Origin of the sequence: Streptomyces hygroscopicus subsp. hygroscopicus, from assembly GCF_030269125.1 — a bacterium.
GTDB lineage: Bacteria > Actinomycetota > Actinomycetes > Streptomycetales > Streptomycetaceae > Streptomyces > Streptomyces hygroscopicus_C.
The window spans coordinates 326,410-341,915 of the sequence record NZ_BSSM01000003.1 but is presented as its reverse complement, the minus strand read 5'-3'; the positions used below and the strand labels follow the sequence as shown (position 1 = coordinate 341,915).

Sequence of the window (15,506 nt, the reverse complement as noted above, 5' to 3'; positions counted from 1 at the left end):
GCGACCGAGATCATCTGCCAGCGGATCCTCCCACCACGTCGAGGGGCGGCACGAGGCCGAGGTCGACGTCGACCGTCCGGCAGTGGACCAGAACGTGTCGCGGCGTGATACGTAGTGGTCCGACCTGAGCCTGTCAGGCATCGCCGTCAGCCACGCATACTGCTCTGAAGCGCGAAGATGACGGGCCAAACGGATTCGGGGGGCGGATGCAGCCGCAGGACGTGCTCGAACAGCGTTACGAACTCACGAAATTGCTGGGGCGCGGCGGGTACGGCCAGGTTTGGCAGGCCTTCGACACCAGGGTGAAACGTCAGGTGGCCGTCAAGATCACCTATCCGCAGTCGGCCGAAGAAGCGCGACGTTTCGCTCAGGAGGCCCATCTCGCGGGCAACCTCACCCACCCGAACATCGCAGTCTTGTACGACTACGGTGAGGCCCTGCACGAGGGGCAGGCTCTCATCTATCTGGTGATGGAACTGGTCTCGGGCGAGACCCTTGCCAAAGTCCTCAGCCGCGGCGTTCCCCCGCTCGCGTCCTGTCTCGCCTGGGCGAAGGACATCTGTGAAGCGCTGGGCGCCGCACACGACAAGGGAGTCGTGCACCGGGACATCAAGCCGGCCAACGTGATCATCATGGAAGGCGGAGGAGGCACGGCGAAGGTCCTCGACTTCGGTATCGCCAAGTACCAGGCGGACACGGGCATCACCACTGATGGAAAGATCATCGGCTCCTGGCCGTACATAGCGCCGGAACGGCTGGACAGCGGCGCCGCGGTCGACGGACGCGCCGACCTGTACTCCCTGGGCTGTGTCCTGATGGAGATGCTCACGGGGCAACCCCCCTTCACCGGACGGGGAACCCACGAACTGCTCGGGCAGCATGTCGCCGGCACACCGCCCCGCCCCAGTTCGCTGCGCCCGGGGCTGCCCGAGGTGGCGGACCGACTGGTCATGGACCTCCTGGCCAAGGATCCCGCTCAGCGGCCGGCAAGCGCCCAGCAGGTGGCGGACCGTCTGGCGGACATCGTCCGGCAGGCCCGGTATCCGACCTCCGACCACACGACACCCGCCCGCGAGGACCCGAGCCCGCCCCCTGGCTACACCCCCACGCTCCAGCAGGTTGAGGGCGACCCCGTACGCGTGGCCCTGGAGCGACGGCTCGACCGGGTCCTGGCCCACTACGCCACCACCGACGAGGCAGAGTTCGTACGGATGCTCGATTTGCTGGTTCATGACCTCGGCGAGGCACTCGGAGCGGATGATCCCCTGTCCGTCGAGGCGGGCTATCAGCGCGCGATGCACTCCTGGCAGTCGGCGCACGACCCGGGCGGTCTGGAGAGCATGCTGCCGCAGCTGATCAGGGTGCTGGGCCCCGAGCATCGCCGCACCATTGATGTCCGGGCCGTCCTGACCGGAAACACCGCGGCTCGCGGGCACGTCGACGGCAGGCGGTACATCCCCGAACTCAGAGAGATCATCGCGCAGGCCACCCGAGTACTGGGCGCCCGCGATCCCATCACCCTGATCGCCCGACTCGACCTCGCCGAAGCCCTGGACCGCGAATACGACGCGTACGGTCGGCCCTTACCGCGGAACGGACCGCGCGACGACGAGCAGGCGGCCCGCCGCCGTGCCCTGCTGGAACCACTCCTGCCCGACCTCGAACAAGGGCTGGGCGACGACGACTCTCGCATCGTCGAGGTGAGGCTGCGGCTGGCCCTCGACACCTACCAGGTCGGCGACTACCGCGCGGCTCTTCCTCTGTACGAACAGCTGTTGCCCACCAGTCCCGCAGCCCTGGCGAGGAGCGACGTACGCCTGCGGATCCAGCACGCACACTGCGTATCCGAAGCCGGAGAGCCAGAGCGCGCGTTGTCCCTGCTGGAAACCCTGCTCAATACGCTAAGAAACAGACCTGGCAACGAGTACCAACGGCAGGCGGCGCTGGCAATCGCCCTGCGCACAGCACTTAAGAAGCAGATCCGGCAGAAGAGGCGGGCCGGCAACCGCACCTGGTTTCGCCTGTGAGCTTGTCTGCCTTCCCAGAAGTTCCACGATTGTGAAGTCGCTGATCAGGCAACTGGTGTGACGGGTCCTCGGGGGTGCTCGTGTTCGTGGGCGGCAGTCTGCGCAGTAGATCGTCTGGCAGGGCGATTCACCAGTTCCTGCCTGCCGTGGCCAGGACGCCTTCTACGATCCGATGCATGCTGGATCCCGAACTGCTGGAACGGATGACCGCGCGACGTGCGGAACTCGACGAACTCGAAGAAAATCCGGCCGTCCAGCTGGCCAAGGTGCGGGCCGAGCGCGACGAACTCGCATCTCCTGGGTCGCTTCCCTGGACGCGGTCCGCCTGGGCCGGGTGGACGACGCCACCCAGGTCACCGCCAGCCAACTCCGGGACGGGGGAGCCCGGTTGATTATGGCCAGGCACTGGCAGCCGGGCGATCCCGAGATCCTCACCGTCATGGACTCCGGCTGCGGCGACGGCAGGGCGGGGCTCGGCAGGCAGGCGTCCGAGACCCGGGTCGCACTACCGCGCCGGGCGGAACGGCTGGAGGAAGCGGATCCCGTCCTCGACGGTGCCGTCCATCAGCTCCAGCAGTTGGGGAACCAGTGTCTGCATGCGGGCTGCCTGGAGGTGGTTCTCGAGGGCGTCGCGGGTCTCCCAGCGCTCGAGGATGACGAACGTGCCCGGTTGCCCTTCGACCTCGTGGGCCTCGTAGTCGATGTTGCCCGCGTCGTTGCGCGAGGGGGTGACGGCGGCGGTCATGAACGCCTTCATCTCGGCCTCCTTCCCGGGTTTGGCACGGGCCTCCCACAGCACGGTGACGTAGCGGTTCGACGTGGCGGTCATGCTGACTTCCTTCTGACTTTCCGGAACAGCACCCTCTGTGCTGCGCATGGACTCGATCCTGCGTCCCGGAGCGCGTCGGCGGGAGCCACGGGGCTTCCTGGTACACCGCGTACCACCCGGCTGTGCGACGGGTGACAGATGATGGTGTGCATGAATCAACTCGGTGACGCGTTGCGGGCATGGCGGGATCGGCTGGATCCCGCGCAGGTGGGGTGGGCGCACGGGTCAGCCCGTCGGGTCCCTGGTCTCAGGCGTGCGGAGCTCGCCATGCTGGCCGGCATCTCGGTCGAGTATGTGGTCCGGCTTGAGCAGGGGCGGGTGCAGACGCCCTCGGCGCAGGTGTGCTCCGCACTGGCCCGCGCCCTGCAGCTGTCCGACGACGAGCACGCCCACCTCTTGCGCATGGCCGGCCACGTCGCAGACCCCCGGCGGGTCCCGCGCGTGGTCCCGGCGAACCTGTACCGGATCATGGACCAGCTCTCCGCCAATCCGTTGGCGCTCTACGACGCCACCTGGCGGCTGCTGTACTGGAACCCGCTGTTCGCGGCCACGTTCGGTGAGCTGGCTGTCCGTGAGTCGGAGGAGCGCAACGTCCTGGTGTGGGTGTTCCTGGGAGAGCTGCCGCGGGTGCGGCAGACGGCGTCCGAGCGGGCGGCGTTCGAGGAGTCGCTCATCGCCGACCTGCGCGCGACGACCAGCCGGTACCCCGACGATCCCGAGCTGCCGGCGCTGATCGAGAGGCTGAGCCGCAGCCCACGGTTCCGTGAGTTGTGGAGCCGCCGTTCGGTGGGCGGTCACGAGAGTGCGCGCAAGTTCGCCGAACACCCCGAGGTCGGAGACATCGCCCTGGTCTCCGACGTTCTGACCACCCAGGGCAATCTCCGGCTCGTGGTGTACACACCGCAGCCGGGCACCGACGCCCGCAGCAAACTCGATCTGCTCACCGCCGTCGGCGTCCAGAAGATGTCCCTTCAGCAGTGAGGGCCCCGCTCCTGTGGGTGGTACGCGCCGTACCAGGAAGTGCCGTGGCTCCCGGTCAGGCTCCCGGGGGCGCAGCATCGAGTCCGTGAACGGCGCACCGCGGCGCTGTTCGGAGCGGAGAACCTAGCGTGACCACCACGTTCATCACCGGAGCCAACAAGTCCCTCGGTCTGGAGACCGCCCGTCGTCTCATCGAGGCGGGTCACACCGTTGTCGTCGGCGCCCGTGATCCCGAGCGCGGCCTGGCCGCGGCGGCGTCGCTGGGCGCCCGGTTCGTCCAGATCGACGTGACCGACGAGGACTCGGTCGAGGCCGCCGCGGCCGACGTCGCCGCGCACGAGGGGGTCGTCGACGTCCTGGTCAACAACGCCGGCGTTCTCGGCCGGGTCGGGCCCGTCGAGGATTACACCGGGGCCGACATGAGTGCCGTACTCGACGTGAACGTCGTCGGCGTCGTGCGCGTCACGCACGCCTTCCTGCCGCTGCTGCGCAAGTCGTCGCACCCTGTCATCGTCAACGTGTCCAGCGGAATGGGCTCCTTCAGCATGACCCAGGACCCGGCCCGGGTCGAGTCGCGGTACGCCCTGCCCCTCTACGCCGCGTCGAAGGCAGCGGTCACCATGCTCACGACGCAGTACGCCAGGGAACTCAAGGACGTGAAGGTCAACGCCGCCGACCCCGGCCAGACCGCCACCGACTTCACCGGAGGCATCGGGCACAGTATCGCCGAGGGCGCCGACTCCATCGTGGCCCTCGCGACGATCGGCCCGGACGGCCCCACCGGACAGTTCATCGACCGCTCCGGCACCCTCCCCTGGTGACCCTGTTCCAGCCCCGACCACCGGCCCGCCGGCCGAATCGAGGGACATGCGCGGCGGCCCGGAGCGCCAGAGGGCCACTGCTCCCCGCGCGTGTCCGACCTGGGGCGTGATCCAGATCGGCCCCGCCACCCGGCGGGGTCCGGCCGCGCAAGCTCGGGTGTGGACAGCGCGCGGGATGCGGGCGATGGGCCGTGGTCGTCGGCGGGGTCATCGAGACCGGTGACGAAGGCCGCAGTGGACGATGAAGCCGTTCTCCACCGCGTCCTCGCCGGGCGTCCAGAGTCGTTCGGCGGGGTGCACGGTGCCGTCGTCACCCTCGCTGGTCACGAGGTCGTGGAGGCCGGTGGCGGTCATGCGCTCGCTCCGGTGCCGGTGCCGGTGCCGGTGTCGGTGTCGGCCGCCGTCTTCAGGACGCGCGGCAGATGGACGCGGAGGTGTTCGACGTCGACCTGGCGGTCGCGGGCGCGGACTTCTCGGGCAAGGAGTTCGGTAAGTCCGGATGCCCTTTCCGGACCAGGAACGTGGCGGTCGACTGTGATGCATTCCGACGTCCAGGACGTGCAGGACGTGCCGGACAGGCGGGTTGATCGGTCCGCGGGCCTTGATCGCTACCGAGCCTGCTGATTGGCTGGCCTGCATGACTGAGTTAGGACCCGTCGCCTGGCCACCTGCCCCGATCAGGACCGAGAGGCTCGTGCTCCGTGAGCCCGAGGCCCGGGACCGTGCGGCGGTGATCGAGTTGTTCACCTCGCCGGAGGTGGGTACTTACATCGGCGGCCCCCGGCAGCGCGACGAGTTCGAGCGTGCGCTGCCCGAGACACCCAAGCGGCGCCCCGGCTTCTTCGTGGCCGATCTCGGCGGAGCGATGATCGGGATCGTCACGCTCGACCGGCGCGACCCGGAGCATCCGGTCCACGTCCGCCCCGGGGCCTCGGAGGCCGAGCTCGGCTACATGTTCCTGCCGCGGGCGTGGGGACACGGGTACGCCGCGGAGGCGTGCGCGGCGGCCCTCGACTGGTGCGCCGGAGCGCTGCCCGGCGAGCCGGTGGTGCTCACCACCCAGACCGCCAACGAACGCTCGATGCGCCTCGCGGCGAAGCTGGGGTTCACCGAGGTGCAACGGTATGAGGACTGGGGCGCCGAGCAGTGGTTCGGCATGTGGTCCCCGGTCACGCTGTCCGACTGAGGTCGTGCCCGGCAGCGTCCGCATGGCCGGAACCGCCGCGAGCGCGGCAGTTGACCTACCGACGCCGACGCCGACGCCTACCGACGCCGACGCCGACGAGCGTTCCCCATTGCGCCGATCAAGGGTGGAGTCGGCTGACACCGGCCGCCGGCGCGGTCCTCGCGAGACGTCAGCCGCCTGTCTCGACCAACCAGATGCCCGAGCGGCCAAGTTCAGAGAAGCAGGCGTGCCGCCCCTGCGGAGTGGGCTCCCGGTACTCCTCCTGGGGAGGCGCCGCGCGACGACGGTCGTGGTCGGCCGCTGCCCGTGCCGGAGCGCGTCCTTGAGGGTGTCCTTGGAGTGGATGACGCCCGCCCAGCGCAGCAGGTCCCAGGCGCTGTGGGTGCCGACGTATGCCTCGCCGCTCTCGCGCCGGGCCGGGCCCGCAGGTGGAAGGCGTCCTCCGCCACCGGATCCCGGTGTGCAGCACGAACAAGATGCCCGGCGGGCGACCACGGTCGTCCACTGGCAGGTTGCCGGGATGGCGCGTGGACGTCGTTGCCTGACCGGCAGTAAGAACCCCTAACGGAATGCTCTACGCGGACTTGAGAGCTAACTCAGGGGACGTGAACGAACGGTTGCTACTGTCCGGACGTGACTCTGACTGACCTCAACAACGGCTTTCGTGACGATGAGCAGCGGCGGCACGTCCAGAGGGTCATTCATGATCGCCTCGCAGACGACCGTGACCCGCAGGAATGCCGCTTCCTCATGCGGTTCTGGTGGCAGCTGGTCATGTCGTACCAAGAGGTGTCGATGGACGAGCTCAGCCGGAACGTCGGCACGCCGAAGCTGGACGTGATCGAGGCACTGATCAGCGCCATCAGGTCGTCCCATGCCGACATCGACGCCTGGATCACCACCACACAGCAAGTCTTCCCGGTGATCCAAGATCGCGGCTTCAGTGCTGCCCAGGACAACGAAAGCTAACGCGCCCGGAGCTTCTTCAGCCGTCGCCAGCAGAGGATGCTGCAAACGAGGCTGAGGAAGGCTTCGTGGATGTCATTGCGTATCTCCCAGCGGATGCGCAGGCGGCGGAACCAGTGCAGGTGGGCGAACGCTCGCTCGACAACCCAGCGTTGGGTGCCCAGGCCAGAGCCGTGCTCGGTGCCGCGGCGGGCGATCTGCGGCTTCACGCCGAGGTCCCAGAGCAGGCGGCGGTACTTGTCGTGGTCGTAGCCCCGGTCGGCCAGCACCACATCAGGGCGGCGCCGGGGCCGGCCGCGCTTGCCCCGCACCGGTGGTACGGCCTGGAGCAACGGGATCAGCTGAGTGACGTCGTTGCGATTACCGCCGGTCAGAGTGGCGGCGAGTGGGATGCCGGTCGCGTCGGTGATCAGGTGGTGTTTGCTGCCCGCCCTGCCCCGGTCGACAGGGCTTCGTCCCGTCTTGGGGCCCCCTTAACGCGCGGATGTGGGAGCCGTCGACAGCCGAACGGGAGAAGTCCAGGGCATTCGCGCCGCGGAGCTCGGCGAGGAGGACCTTGTGTAGCCGTGGCCACACCCCCGCCTCGGTCCATTCGGCCAGGCGCCGGAGCCGAAGCCGAGTTCCTGCGGAAGATGTTCCCAGGCGATCCCGGTGTGCAGCACGAACAGGATCCCCTGGAACACCAGCCGGTCCGGATGCCGCTTGCGCCCTGGATGCCGAACCCGACGCTCCACCTTGGGCAACAACGGCTCGATCACCGCCCACAGCTCGTCATCGACATCCCACGGCTTCCGCCGAGCCACCCCACACCTCCGGATCATCGGTCCGGAGTGATCCAACCACCTTGAAGATCATTTCGTTAGGAGTTCTGACGCCTCGACCCGCCCCAACAGGTCATCCGGCACCATCCACGGAGGACCGTTCCCCTTCCCCATGACTCGTTCAACGAGCCGGCTGGGAAGGGAATTTGGCTGTGACCAGGCTTTCCATCAGGTGCTCCGGCTCTCGCAGCTGACGGCCTGGAAAACAGGGTGCGGTCGGCTGAGCTGGGGTGATACGTAAGCGATGTGACAGAGAGTCCTGAGTTTCCCGCCCTGCTGCAACTGATCGACGAGCGGTCGGCCGCGTTCCGGAGTGCGGTTGCCGCCGCGCCCAGCCTTGACGCGCCGGTGCCGTCGTGCCCCGAGTGGACGTTGTTCGATCTGGTGCAGCACCTGGGTACGGGCCAGCGCTGGTGGGCCGCGATCGTCGCCGCGGGCCCGGCCGAGGCTCCGCCGGCCAAGGATGCCGCGGAGGTGCCGCGCGAGCTCGAGGCGCTACTGGCCTGGTACGCCGAGTCGAACGAGCTGCTGCTGAGTGCGCTTCGCGCGGCTGGCCCGGAGCGCGAGTGCTGGGCGTGGTGGGGCGCCGGCGTGTCGCCTGCGAATGCCCGGGGCGTTGCCCGGCGCCGGGTGCACGAGGTGCTGGTGCACACCTACGACGCCCAGCTCGCCGCAGGCGCCGTGCAGCCGATGCCGGTGGACGTCGCGATCGACGGCGTGGCCGAGTTCCTCGACACCTGCAACTCCACCCCGGCGGCCTGGCCGCACGAGGACGCCACCATCCACTACCACGCCATCGAGGGGCGCTCCTGGCTCCTCGCGTTGGACGGCACCGGCGCCTGGCCCGCACCCCTCACGGACGGCGCCGCGCCCGCCTCCGCCTCCGCCACGGGCACGGCCGAGCAACTGCTCCTCTTCGTCTGGGGCCGCCTCACGATGAGCGACCTGAAGATCGAGGGCGACCAGCAGGTGTTCGAGCAGCTGATCGCCTGGGAGCCCGAGGAGTAGCCAGTCAATACCGCCAGCGGACGGCCTTGGGGACGTCCGCGTCGGCGGACATCGCGAACAGCTCCGCCTCCGGGCGGCGGACGGCCGGTACGGCCTCGGCGGTGTCCCGGGGCCCGCGTCGATCCGTCGACCGGTTCGGGGTGTCGAGTCGCCGTGGTCGACGGGGTCCGGGGGTAGCCTGCGGGCTTCCCCCTGGCCCCGCGCGGAGGTGTGCACCCGATGTCCAGGTCCTTCGTCCACCTGCACAACCACACCGAGTACTCGATGCTCGACGGCGCTCAGAAGCTCAAGCCGATGTTCGCCGAGGTCGCGAAGCAGGGGATGCCCGCGGTCGCGATGAGCGATCACGGAAACATGTTCGGCGCGTACGAGTTCCAGCAGGTGGCCAAGGGCTTCGAGAACGTCAAGCCGATCATCGGGATCGAGGCGTACGTCGCTCCGTCGTCGCGGCGCGACCGGAAGCGGGAGTTCTGGGGTCCGGGCGGGCAGCGCGCCATGTCGGACGACGGCGAGGGATCGAAGGACGTCTCGGGCGGTGGCCGCTTCACCCACATGACGATGTGGGCGACGGGTGCGCAGGGCCTGCGGAACCTCTTCCACCTGTCGACGGAGGCCAGCTACACCGGGCAGTTCCCGGCGGGCAAGCCGCGCATGGACATGGAGCTGATCAGTGAGCACGCCGAGGGCGTCATCGCGACGACCGGCTGCCCGTCCGGCGCGATCCAGACCCGGCTGCGGCTGAACCAGTACGACGAGGCACGCGAGGTCGCCGCCGCCTACCAGGACATCCTCGGGAAGGAGAACTACTTCCTGGAGCTGATGGACCATGGGCTGCCCATCGAACAGCAGGTGAGGGAGGGACTGCTGCGTCTGGCCAAGGAGCTGGACCTCCCGCTCCTGGCCACGAACGACGCGCACTACGTGCACGAGGACCAGGCCGACGCGCACGACAACCTGCTGTGCATCGGCGTCGGCAAGAACAAGGCGGACGAGAAGCGGTTCCGGTTCCAGGGCAGCAGCTACTACCTGAAGACCGCGCACGAGATGCGTGCCCTGTTCTCCGAACTGCCGGAGGCGTGCGACAACACGCTGCTGATCGCCGAGCGGATCGGCTCGTACGACGAGGTCTTCGACTACGTCGACGAGATGCCGCAGTTCCCGGACGTGCCGGCGGGGGAGACGCAGGAGTCCTGGCTACGCAAGGAGGTCCTCAAGGGGCTCGCCATGCGCTACGGCGACCCGGTCCCCACCGAGGTGCTGGAGCGCTTCGAGACCGAGATGGCCGTCATCGGCCCGATGGGGTTCTCCTCCTACTTCCTCGTCGTCGCCGACATCTGCAAGTACGCCCGCGACAACGGCGTCCCCGTCGGACCGGGACGTGGATCGGCCACCGGCTCGATCGTCGCCTACGCGACCCGGATCACCGAACTGTGCCCGCTGGAGCACGGACTGCTGTTCGAGCGGTTCCTCAACCCCGAACGCATCAACCCGCCCGACGTCGACCTCGACTTCGACGACCGCCGGCGCGACAAGATGGTGCGCTACGTCACCGAGAAGTACGGCGACGCGTACACCGCCATGGTGAACACGTTCGGCAAGATCAAAGCCAAGAACGCGATCAAGGACTCGTCCCGGATCCTCGGCTACCCCTTCTCCCACGGTGAGCGGATCACCAAGGCGCTGCCGCCCGACATCATGGGCAAGTCGATCCCGCTCGACGGCATCTTCGACCCGGAGCACCCGCGCTACGGCGAGGCCGGCGAGATCCGGCAGATGTACGAGAACGAGCCGGACGTGAAGAAGGTCATCGACACCGCCAAGGGCGTCGAGGGCCTGACCCGGGGCACCGGCGTCCACGCGGCCGCGGTCATCCTGTCCAAGACCAGGCTGACCGACCGCATCCCGCTGCACATGCGGGCCTCCGACGGCGTGAAGATCACCGGCTTCGACTACCCGTCGTGCGAGGCCATGGGCCTGATCAAGATGGACTTCCTGGGCCTGCGGAACCTGGGCGTCATCGACCACGCACTGCAGAACATCCGGGAGAACCGCGGCGTCAAGCTCGCCACCGTCGACCCGCTGGACGGCGACACGGACACCACCGTCATCCCCCTGGACGACAAGAAGACCTTCGAACTACTGGGCCGGGGCGACACCTTCGGCGTGTTCCAGCTCGACGGCGGCGGCATGCGCGCGCTCCTGAAGCTGATGGAACCGACCCGGTTCGAGGACATCGCGGCCGCCCTGGCCCTGTACCGGCCCGGCCCGATGGCGGCCAACGCGCACACCAACTACGCGCTGCGGCAGAACGGCAAGCAGGAACCCGATCCCATCCACCCGGAGCTGAAGGACGTCCTCGACCCGATCCTGGGGAGCACCCACCACCTGCTCATCTTCCAGGAGCAGATCATGGCCATCGCCCGGACCCTCGCCGGATACACCCTCGGCGGCGCCGACATGCTGCGCCGCGCGATGGGCAAGAAGAAGCCCGAGGTCCTGGCCGCCGAGTGGAAGAACTTCCACGCCGGCATGACGGGCAACGGATACTCGGAGGAGGCCACCAAGGCGATCTGGGACGTCATGCTCCCGTTCTCCGGCTACGCGTTCAACAAGTCCCACACCGCCGGATACGGGCTCGTCTCCTACTGGACCGCGTACCTGAAGGCCAACTACCCGGCCGAGTACATGGCCGCGCTGCTGACCTCGGTCGGCGACGACAAGGACAAGGCCGGCGTCTACCTGGCCGACGCCCGCAAGCTCGGCGTCACCGTCCTGCCGCCCGACGTCAACGAGTCCCTGGCCGAGTTCGCCGCCGTCGGCGACGACGTCCGGTTCGGCCTGCTCTCGGTGCGCAACGTCGGCGAGCACGTGATCGAGTCGATCCTCACGGCACGCAGGTCGAAGGGGAAGTTCATCTCGTTCCAGGACTTCCTCGACAAGGTCGACCTGCCCGCGCTGAACAAGCGGGCCATCGACTCGCTCATCAAGGCCGGGGCGTTCGACTCGCTCGGGCACACCCGAAAGGGCCTGGCAGCCGTGCACGAGACGGCGGTCGACGCGGTCGTGCCCTTGAAGAAGGCCGCCGCGTACGGGCAGCACGACCTGTTCGCCGGCCTGGGCGGCGCCGACGGCGGCAACGGCGACTCCGGGTTCGGCCTCGACATGAGGATCGGTGAGGACGAGTGGCCGCGCAAGCAACTGCTGTCCACCGAGCGCGAGATGCTCGGCCTGTATGTCTCGGCGCATCCGCTGGACGGCACCGAGAACATCCTCGCCGCCCAACGGGACACCACGATCGTCGACCTGCTGTCCTCCGGCCGCATCGAGGGCGTCGTGCGCCTGGCGGGCCTGATCACCGGCGTCCAGCTGAAGATGACCAAGCAGGGCAACAGCTGGGCCATCGTCAACCTCGCCGACCGCGACGGCACGATCGAGGTCCTCTTCTTCCCCGCCGCCTACCAGCTCGTCGCAGGGGCCCTGGTCGAAGACAGCGTTGTGTCCGTCCAGGGCCGCGTCAACGACCGCGACGGCTCGGTCAGCGTCTTCGGGCAGGAACTACAGGTACTCGACGTCACCTCGGCGGAACGCGCCGGCGCGGCACCTGTGGTACTCGCCTTGCCCTACCACCGCATCAACGAGCCCGCGATCAGCGAACTCAGGCGGATCGTGAAGGCCCACCCCGGTGAGAACCCCGTCCACCTCTCGGTCCGCGGAACGCGGAAGACGACCGTCTACCGCTTGCAGGCCACCGTGAACGCCACCACCATCGCCTCCGACATCAAGGGCTCGTTCGGGCCTGACGCATGGCGAGGAATCGCGTGACCGCCCGTCGCGCCGGCGACGAGGCGAGACCGGGCCCGCCGCGAAGCCATGTCCTCGCGGGAGGTCGGTCGCGATCCGCCGGCTCGGTTCGGCGTCGGATGAGCGGACAGGCGTCGAGCCCCGCGGGCGCGAAGAAGGGTTCCTGGCAGGCGACGCCGAGCGCGCCGTCCTCGGCCTGCCACGTGTCCGTCCGGGGCACCGCCGAGCAGCACAACGGCGGTGGCGTCACCCGGGCCGTCGGGCGGTCCTTCGGCCGGAAAATAGTAGCCATGGACATAGTAGCCATGTAATCTATCTGGCATGAGCAAGGGTTCACCGGGCCCGACGCCCGGCTTCCTGGTGTGGCGGCTCGCCAACAAGTGGCGCGTCGCGGTCGATCGCGCGGTGGCTCCGCTGGGCCTCACCCACGCGCAGTACTCACTGGTCGCGTCGCTGTACGGCATGCAGCTCGCCGGCGAGCGGCCCAGTCAGCGCCGGCTCGCCGACCACACCGGCCTGGAGGCGCTGTACGTCTCGAAGCTCGCGCGCGCCCTGGAGTCGGCCGGCCTGATCGAGCGCACCCGCGACCCCCGCGACCCCCGCGCCGTACAGCTCGCCCTCACCGAGCGGGGCGGGGCCGTCACGCGGCAGGCCATCACGGTGGTCCAGCAACTGCTCCAGCAATTGCTGGAGCCGATCGGCGGCCTCGACGCCCCGCGGGTACGCGCGTTCACCGACGAGCTGACGACCCTGCTCGACGCACCTCTGGTTCCATCCGCACCGAACGACGAGAACACTCAGGGGACAACACCATGACCACCACCGCACCCGCCGTCGGCCCGCGTGACCTCGCTCTGGCCCACTACGCCGCCCGCGGCGTCCTGGAGCACGTACTGGCCCGGCACGGCATCACGTTCCAACAGCAGGTCGCCCTGCGCGCCGCCATCACCGCCGACGCCCCGCGGACACCGGACGACCTCGTCGCCCAGGTCCAGGACTCCCTCAAGGCCGATCCGGCCGACATCCGCGCCACTCTCGACGAACTGCTGGCCAGGCACCTGCTCGTCGCGGAGGGCGCGCACCTGCGCCCCACGGACGCGGGGAGCGAGCTGATGGCCGCCGTCGGCGAGGAGACCGCCCCCATCTCCGCCCGTATCTGGGGCGGGATACCCGCAGCGGACCTGACCGCCGCGGGCCGCGTCCTCGCCCTGGTCACCGAGCGCGCCAACGCGGAACTCGCGGCGCTGATCTGACGGAGGGTCAGCAAAGTCCGGGGTGCCCCCGGACCATGCCCCTGCCCACGCCTGTCCGAGTGGCCTCCTAATATCATTTCGCATTCTTCGACGGACACTGAGACCCGCTTGACCGTGCCCGCCGTCCAACGCCCCACACGACACGACGACCGCACCGCACGGCGTGGAGTCGTGTATCGAGGAGGAACGTTTCATGAATGCCCGGAGGATCGGCGTGGCAGCCGCGACAGCGGTGGCGCTTCTGGCTGCCCGCGACCTCGTCCAGAAGAAACACGCACTGCTCCGCAACTTCCCGGTGATCGGGCACGCCCGGTACCTGTTGGAGAGGCTCGGGCCCGAGCTGCGGCAGTACATCGTGACATCCAACGAGGAGGAGCGCCCGTTCAGTCGTGACCAGCGCACCTGGATCTACGCGTCGGCGAAGGAGGAGAACAACTACTTCGGGTTCGGAACCGAAGTCGACGTCGAGCACGTGCAGGGGCACCCCTACCTGAAGCAGCGCACGTTCGCCGGCCCTCTGCCCGACGCGCACGACCCGCAGGCGCCACTGCCCTCGGCCAAGGTGCTGGGTGGGCCGCGCGGGCGTGCCAAGGCGTTCCGGCCGGCGAGCGTGGTGAACATCTCGGCGATGAGCTTCGGGTCGCTCTCCGGGGCGGCCATCACGGCGCTCAACAAGGGGGCGGCGCTGGCGGGCACGATGCACAACACGGGCGAGGGCGGCCTCTCGCCGTACCACCGTAACGGCGGCGACATCGTCCTTCAGATCGGTACGGCGTACTTCGGCTGCCGCAACGAGGACGGCAGCTTCAACCTGGACAAGCTCAAGGACGTGGTCTCCGGCGCTCCGGTCAGGGCGATAGAGATCAAGCTCTCGCAGGGCGCCAAGCCAGGGCTGGGCGGGATGCTGCCGGGCGCGAAGGTGACTCCCGAGATCGCCGCGATCCGCGGCATCCCGGTCGGCGAGGACTGCGCCTCCCCGTCGCGGCACACCGCGTTCAGCGACGTCGACTCGATGCTCGACTTCGTCGAACTGCTCGCCACCGAGACCGGGTTGCCGGTCGGGGTCAAGAGCGCGGTCGGGGAGATGGGCTTCTGGCAGGAGCTGGCCACGCTGATGGCCCGTGGTGACCGCGGTGTCGACTTCGTGACCGTCGACGGGGGTGAGGGCGGTACCGGGGCGGCGCCGCGGATCTTCGCCGACTCGGTGTCGCTGCCGTTCCGGATGGGCTTCTCCCGGGTCTACGGCACCTTCGCCGAGCGGGGACTGACCGACCAACTGACCTTCATCGGCTCCGGCAAGCTCGGCCTGCCCGAGAACGCCGCGGTCGCCTTCGCCCTGGGCGCCGACATGATTAACGTGGCCCGTGAGGCGATGCTGTCCATCGGCTGCATCCAGTCGCAGAAGTGCCACACCGACACGTGTCCCACCGGCATCGCCACCCAGAACCCGTGGTTGGCGCGCGGCCTCGACCCGGCCTCGAAGGCCACCCGGGCCGCTGTCTACCTGCGTACCCTGCGCAAGGAGCTGATCAAGGTCTCGGCGGCCGTCGGCGTCGCCCACCCGGCACTCATCACGGCCAACGACATCGAGATCATGAACGGCGGCTACGAGGCCCGTACCCTGGCCGGCGTCTACGGCTACAAGGACGGCTGGGGCGAACTCGCCCCGCACCTCGCGGACGAGATCACCGCGCTGCTCGCCGTCGGCCCGAACGCCGCTCCGAAGCCGGCGGTCTGACGCGCCGACAGCGAGCAGGTCCCACACCCGTGCGGACGAGTGCTCTTCCTTCGCGCTCGTCCCGTCCCACGCGCG

General features: G+C 68.8%; 14 protein-coding genes and 1 pseudogene. 12 read left to right on the top strand and 3 right to left on the bottom strand.

The genetic code is table 11. The features are described from left to right. The first annotated feature begins 206 nt into the window (after window positions 1-206). Window positions 207-2,027, top strand: coding sequence for a serine/threonine-protein kinase (locus QSK45_RS09640; RefSeq protein WP_285555153.1), 1,821 nt, complete (start codon window positions 207-209; stop codon window positions 2,025-2,027). A gap of 176 nt (window positions 2,028-2,203) precedes the next feature. Beyond that, window positions 2,204-2,419 (top strand): hypothetical protein, encoded by a 216-nt coding sequence (locus tag QSK45_RS09635; protein ID WP_285555151.1) that lies wholly within the window; start codon window positions 2,204-2,206, stop codon window positions 2,417-2,419. Window positions 2,420-2,532: 113 nt separating this feature from the next. Here the strand turns inward: QSK45_RS09635 and QSK45_RS09630 are convergent, their stop codons facing one another. Continuing rightward, window positions 2,533-2,856 carry a putative quinol monooxygenase gene (locus QSK45_RS09630; RefSeq protein ID WP_285555149.1) on the bottom strand — a complete coding sequence of 108 codons (324 nt, stop codon included), beginning with the start codon at window positions 2,854-2,856 and terminating at the stop codon, window positions 2,533-2,535. A gap of 138 nt (window positions 2,857-2,994) precedes the next feature. On the opposite strand from QSK45_RS09630, the gene QSK45_RS09625 reads away from it, so the two are divergent. Together QSK45_RS09625 and QSK45_RS09620 are read left to right on the top strand one after the other, a co-directional pair. Beyond that, window positions 2,995-3,837 (top strand): helix-turn-helix domain-containing protein, encoded by an 843-nt coding sequence (locus QSK45_RS09625; RefSeq protein ID WP_395485294.1) that lies wholly within the window; start codon window positions 2,995-2,997, stop codon window positions 3,835-3,837. A gap of 128 nt (window positions 3,838-3,965) precedes the next feature. Further along, window positions 3,966-4,658, top strand: coding sequence for an SDR family NAD(P)-dependent oxidoreductase (locus QSK45_RS09620; protein ID WP_285555146.1), 693 nt, complete (start codon window positions 3,966-3,968; stop codon window positions 4,656-4,658). Window positions 4,659-4,865: 207 nt separating this feature from the next. On the opposite strand, the gene QSK45_RS09615 is transcribed toward QSK45_RS09620, so the two are convergent. Beyond that, window positions 4,866-5,012, bottom strand: a complete 147-nt coding sequence (locus QSK45_RS09615; protein WP_285555144.1) for a hypothetical protein — start codon at window positions 5,010-5,012, stop codon at window positions 4,866-4,868. A gap of 283 nt (window positions 5,013-5,295) precedes the next feature. Here QSK45_RS09615 and QSK45_RS09610 point away from each other — a divergent pair, with 283 nt between their 5' ends. Next, complete coding sequence (locus tag QSK45_RS09610) at window positions 5,296-5,844, top strand: GNAT family N-acetyltransferase (RefSeq protein ID WP_285555142.1); 549 nt, start codon at window positions 5,296-5,298, stop codon at window positions 5,842-5,844. Between the two features lie 633 nt (window positions 5,845-6,477). After that, entirely contained in the window at window positions 6,478-6,813 is a 336-nt protein-coding gene (locus QSK45_RS09605) for a hypothetical protein (RefSeq protein ID WP_285555141.1), read from the top strand. Here QSK45_RS09605 and QSK45_RS09600 read toward each other — a convergent pair. After that, a pseudogene (locus tag QSK45_RS09600) lies at window positions 6,810-7,631 on the bottom strand (IS5 family transposase). The gene QSK45_RS09605 and the pseudogene QSK45_RS09600 sit on opposite strands and share 4 nt — an antisense overlap. A gap of 246 nt (window positions 7,632-7,877) precedes the next feature. Between QSK45_RS09600 and QSK45_RS09595 the strand changes: the two are divergent. From QSK45_RS09595 to QSK45_RS09570, 6 genes are all read left to right on the top strand, one after another. Next, on the top strand, window positions 7,878-8,639 hold the full coding sequence (locus tag QSK45_RS09595; protein ID WP_285555139.1) for a maleylpyruvate isomerase family mycothiol-dependent enzyme: 762 nt from the start codon (window positions 7,878-7,880) through the stop codon (window positions 8,637-8,639). A 219-nt stretch (window positions 8,640-8,858) separates the two neighbouring features. Beyond that, on the top strand, window positions 8,859-12,461 hold the full coding sequence (dnaE, locus tag QSK45_RS09590; protein ID WP_285555138.1) for a DNA polymerase III subunit alpha: 3,603 nt from the start codon (window positions 8,859-8,861) through the stop codon (window positions 12,459-12,461). A gap of 98 nt (window positions 12,462-12,559) precedes the next feature. After that, complete coding sequence (locus QSK45_RS09585; protein ID WP_285555136.1) at window positions 12,560-12,751, top strand: hypothetical protein; 192 nt, start codon at window positions 12,560-12,562, stop codon at window positions 12,749-12,751. A 10-nt stretch (window positions 12,752-12,761) separates the two neighbouring features. Next, window positions 12,762-13,256 (top strand): MarR family winged helix-turn-helix transcriptional regulator, encoded by a 495-nt coding sequence (locus tag QSK45_RS09580; RefSeq protein ID WP_285555135.1) that lies wholly within the window; start codon window positions 12,762-12,764, stop codon window positions 13,254-13,256. Continuing rightward, a complete protein-coding gene (locus QSK45_RS09575) occupies window positions 13,253-13,693 on the top strand; it encodes a MarR family transcriptional regulator (RefSeq protein WP_285555133.1) in 441 nt (146 codons plus the stop codon). The genes QSK45_RS09580 and QSK45_RS09575 overlap by 4 nt, the downstream gene beginning before the upstream one ends. Window positions 13,694-13,886: 193 nt before the next feature. After that, window positions 13,887-15,431 carry an FMN-binding glutamate synthase family protein gene (locus QSK45_RS09570; RefSeq protein ID WP_285555131.1) on the top strand — a complete coding sequence of 515 codons (1,545 nt, stop codon included), beginning with the start codon at window positions 13,887-13,889 and terminating at the stop codon, window positions 15,429-15,431. The last annotated feature ends 75 nt before the right edge of the window (window positions 15,432-15,506 follow it).

What these genes read in the sequence shown, in the direction of transcription:
- QSK45_RS09635 (WP_285555151.1), top strand. Translation starts at nt 2,204, where the DNA reads ATGCTGGATCCCGAACTGCTGGAACGGATGACCGCGCGACGTGCGGAA.
- QSK45_RS09570 (WP_285555131.1), top strand. Translation starts at nt 13,887, where the DNA reads ATGAATGCCCGGAGGATCGGCGTGGCAGCCGCGACAGCGGTGGCGCTT.
- QSK45_RS09640 (WP_285555153.1), top strand. Translation starts at nt 207, where the DNA reads ATGCAGCCGCAGGACGTGCTCGAACAGCGTTACGAACTCACGAAATTG.
- QSK45_RS09625 (WP_395485294.1), top strand. Translation starts at nt 2,995, where the DNA reads ATGATGGTGTGCATGAATCAACTCGGTGACGCGTTGCGGGCATGGCGG.
- QSK45_RS09580 (WP_285555135.1), top strand. Translation starts at nt 12,762, where the DNA reads ATGAGCAAGGGTTCACCGGGCCCGACGCCCGGCTTCCTGGTGTGGCGG.
- dnaE (WP_285555138.1), top strand. Translation starts at nt 8,859, where the DNA reads ATGTCCAGGTCCTTCGTCCACCTGCACAACCACACCGAGTACTCGATG.
- QSK45_RS09630 (WP_285555149.1), bottom strand. Translation starts at nt 2,856, where the DNA reads ATGACCGCCACGTCGAACCGCTACGTCACCGTGCTGTGGGAGGCCCGT.
- QSK45_RS09615 (WP_285555144.1), bottom strand. Translation starts at nt 5,012, where the DNA reads ATGACCGCCACCGGCCTCCACGACCTCGTGACCAGCGAGGGTGACGAC.
- QSK45_RS09610 (WP_285555142.1), top strand. Translation starts at nt 5,296, where the DNA reads ATGACTGAGTTAGGACCCGTCGCCTGGCCACCTGCCCCGATCAGGACC.
- QSK45_RS09585 (WP_285555136.1), top strand. Translation starts at nt 12,560, where the DNA reads ATGAGCGGACAGGCGTCGAGCCCCGCGGGCGCGAAGAAGGGTTCCTGG.
- QSK45_RS09575 (WP_285555133.1), top strand. Translation starts at nt 13,253, where the DNA reads ATGACCACCACCGCACCCGCCGTCGGCCCGCGTGACCTCGCTCTGGCC.